Below are 3,478 nucleotides of genomic sequence, written 5' to 3' on the forward strand. Positions count from 1 at the left end.
AGTCCGGCGGCGTCCTACTCTCCCACACCCTCCCGAGTGCAGTACCATCGGCGCTGGAGGGCTTAGCTACCGGGTTCGGAATGTAACCGGGCGTTTCCCCTCCGCTATGACCACCGAAACAGCCGTCAGCGGTAGAACAAACCAGCAACCCTGACCCCGGAAATCCTTCCCGGGCTGGGGTGGTTGTTCGTTTGCTGTGAATCACACAGTGGACGCAAGCGCAATGTATAAAGTAGATAAGCCCTCGGCCTATTAGTACCGGTCAACTCAACACGTTACCGTGCTTACATCTCCGGCCTATCAACCCAGTAGTCTAGCTGGGAGCCTTACCCACTCAAGGTGGTGGGATACCTCATCTCGAAGCAGGCTTCCCGCTTAGATGCTTTCAGCGGTTATCCCTTCCGAACGTAGCCAACCAGCCATGCTCCTGGCGGAACAACTGGCACACCAGAGGTTCGTCCGTCCCGGTCCTCTCGTACTAGGGACAGCCCTTCTCAAGTATCCAACGCGCACGGCGGATAGGGACCGAACTGTCTCACGACGTTCTAAACCCAGCTCGCGTACCGCTTTAATGGGCGAACAGCCCAACCCTTGGGACCTGCTACAGCCCCAGGATGCGACGAGCCGACATCGAGGTGCCAAACCATCCCGTCGATATGGACTCTTGGGGAAGATCAGCCTGTTATCCCCGGGGTACCTTTTATCCGTTGAGCGACACCGCTTCCACACGCAAGTGCCGGATCACTAGTCCCGACTTTCGTCCCTGCTCGACCCGTCAGTCTCACAGTCAAGCTCCCTTGTGCACTTACACTCAACACCTGATTGCCAACCAGGCTGAGGGAACCTTTGGGCGCCTCCGTTACCCTTTAGGAGGCAACCGCCCCAGTTAAACTACCCACCAGACACTGTCCCTCGACCCGATCAGGGCCGCAAGTTAGATACCCAAACCCAACAGAGTGGTATTTCAACAGCGCCTCCACCCGAACTGGCGTCCGAGCTTCACCGGCTCCCACCTATCCTACACAATTAAATTCAGATACCAATGTCAAGCTATAGTAAAGGTCCCGGGGTCTTTCCGTCCTGCCGCGCGTAACGAGCATCTTTACTCGTACTGCAATTTCGCCGGGCCTGTGGTTGAGACAGTGGGGAAGTCGTTACGCCATTCGTGCAGGTCGGAACTTACCCGACAAGGAATTTCGCTACCTTAGGATGGTTATAGTTACCACCGCCGTTTACTGGCGCTTAAGTTCTCCGCTTCGCCCCGAAGAGCTAACAGGTCCCCTTAACGTTCCAGCACCGGGCAGGCGTCAGTCCATATACATCGTCTTACGACTTGGCATGGACCTGTGTTTTTAGTAAACAGTCGCTTCCCCCTGCTCTCTGCGGCCATACCACGCTCCACCAGCAAGTGGCTTCACGCGTCCGGCCCCCCTTCTCCCTAAGTTACGGGGGCAATTTGCCGAGTTCCTTAACCACAGTTCACCCGTCGCCTCGGTATTCTCTACCTGACCACCTGTGTCGGTTTGGGGTACGGGCCGCTCGAAGCTCGCTAGAGGCTTTTCTCGGCAGCATAGGATCAATGACTTCACCAGAACGGCTCGGCATCACGTCTCAGCCTACATGTGTCACGGATTTGCCTATGACACGGCCTACACGCTTACCCCGGCACAACCACCGGCCGGGATCATCTACCTTCCTGCGTCACCCCATCGCTAAACTACTACCCACAGAGGTCCCAGACTCCACACCCTTGGTCCGAAGACCGCCGGCGCTTTGCGTGGTTAGTACTATGAGGTTCGTCTTGGGCGCTTCTTTGCGGGTACGGGAATATCAACCCGTTATCCATCGACTACGCCTCTCGGCCTCGCCTTAGGCCCCGACTCACCCAGGGCGGATTAGCCTGGCCCTGGAACCCTTGGTCATCCGGCGGAAGGGGTTCTCACCCTTCATTCGCTACTCATGCCTGCATTCTCACTCGTATGGCGTCCACGGCTGGATCACTCCGCCGCTTCACCCGCCATACGACGCTCCCCTACCCATCAACGCGCCTGGATTACATGACGAATCACGTAACCGAGCAAAGCGTCAATGCCACAGCTTCGGCGGTGTGCTTGAGCCCCGCTACATTGTCGGCGCGGAACCACTTGACCAGTGAGCTATTACGCACTCTTTAAAGGATGGCTGCTTCTAAGCCAACCTCCTGGTTGTCCATGCGATCCCACATCCTTTTCCACTTAGCACACGCTTAGGGGCCTTAGCTGGCGATCTGGGCTGTTTCCCTCTCGACTACGAAGCTTATCCCCCGCAGTCTCACTGCCGCGCTCTCACTTACCGGCATTCGGAGTTTGGCTGATTTCAGTAAGCTTGTGGGCCCCCTAGACCATCCAGTGCTCTACCTCCGGCAAGAAACACGCGACGCTGCACCTAAATGCATTTCGGGGAGAACCAGCTATCACGGAGTTTGATTGGCCTTTCACCCCTAACCACAGGTCATCCCCCAACTTTTCAACGTTGGTGGGTTCGGTCCTCCACGCAGTCTTACCCACGCTTCAACCTGCCCATGGCTAGATCACCCCGCTTCGGGTCTAGAACATGCGACTAAAAGCGCCCTATTCAGACTCGCTTTCGCTACGGCTACCCCACACGGGTTAACCTCGCCACATGCCACTAACTCGCAGGCTCATTCTTCAAAAGGCACGCCGTCACCCCTAAAGGCTCCGACGGATTGTAGGCGAACGGTTTCAGGTACTATTTCACTCCCCTCCCGGGGTACTTTTCACCATTCCCTCACGGTACTTGTCCGCTATCGGTCACCAGGAAGTATTCAGCCTTACCAGGTGGTCCTGGCAGATTCACAGCAGATTTCAGGGGTCCGCTGCTACTCGGGTGTTCTTCAAGGAGGCTAGACATTTTCGTTTACGGGACTCTCACCCTCTACGGTCGGCTTTCCCACGCCGTTCAACTAACATCTAACTTTGTAACTCCTCAGAGGATCATCAGCTCCTCAACAAAGAATCCCACAACCCCCCATGCGTAACGCCTGACAGCTATCACACGCACAAGGTTTAGGCTAGATCCGCTTTCGCTCGCCACTACTCACGGAATCACGGTTGTTTTCTCTTCCTACGGGTACTGAGATGTTTCACTTCCCCGCGTTCCCCTCACACACCCTATGAATTCAGGTGTGGATGACACGACATGACTCGTGCCAGGTTTCCCCATTCGGACACCCTGGGATCACAGCTAGGTTGACAGCTCCCCCAGGCCTATCGCGGCCTCCCACGTCCTTCATCGGCTCCTGGTGCCAAGGCATCCACCGTTCGCCCTTGACAACTTATCCACAGAAAACAAGATGCTCGCGTCCACTGTGCAATTCTCAACCAACGACCAACCCACAACCTCACCCGCAGAACACCAGCACCACCACAGTGGCCGGTATGTAATGCAAGGCTGTGCCTGGCATTGAAAAACAACCCCG

2 rRNA genes are annotated in these 3,478 nt (G+C 56.2%); both read right to left on the reverse strand.

Annotated elements, in window-relative coordinates:
• Position 1: 1 nt before the first annotated feature.
• Positions 2 to 118: ribosomal RNA gene (rrf, locus tag CLV67_RS50710) — 5S ribosomal RNA — on the reverse strand.
• Positions 119 to 232: 114 nt separating this feature from the next.
• Positions 233 to 3,340 (reverse strand): 23S ribosomal RNA (locus CLV67_RS50715).
• Positions 3,341 to 3,478 lie beyond the last annotated feature (138 nt).

Origin of the sequence: Actinoplanes italicus (assembly GCF_003001815.1) — a bacterium.
Lineage (GTDB): Bacteria > Actinomycetota > Actinomycetes > Mycobacteriales > Micromonosporaceae > Actinoplanes > Actinoplanes italicus.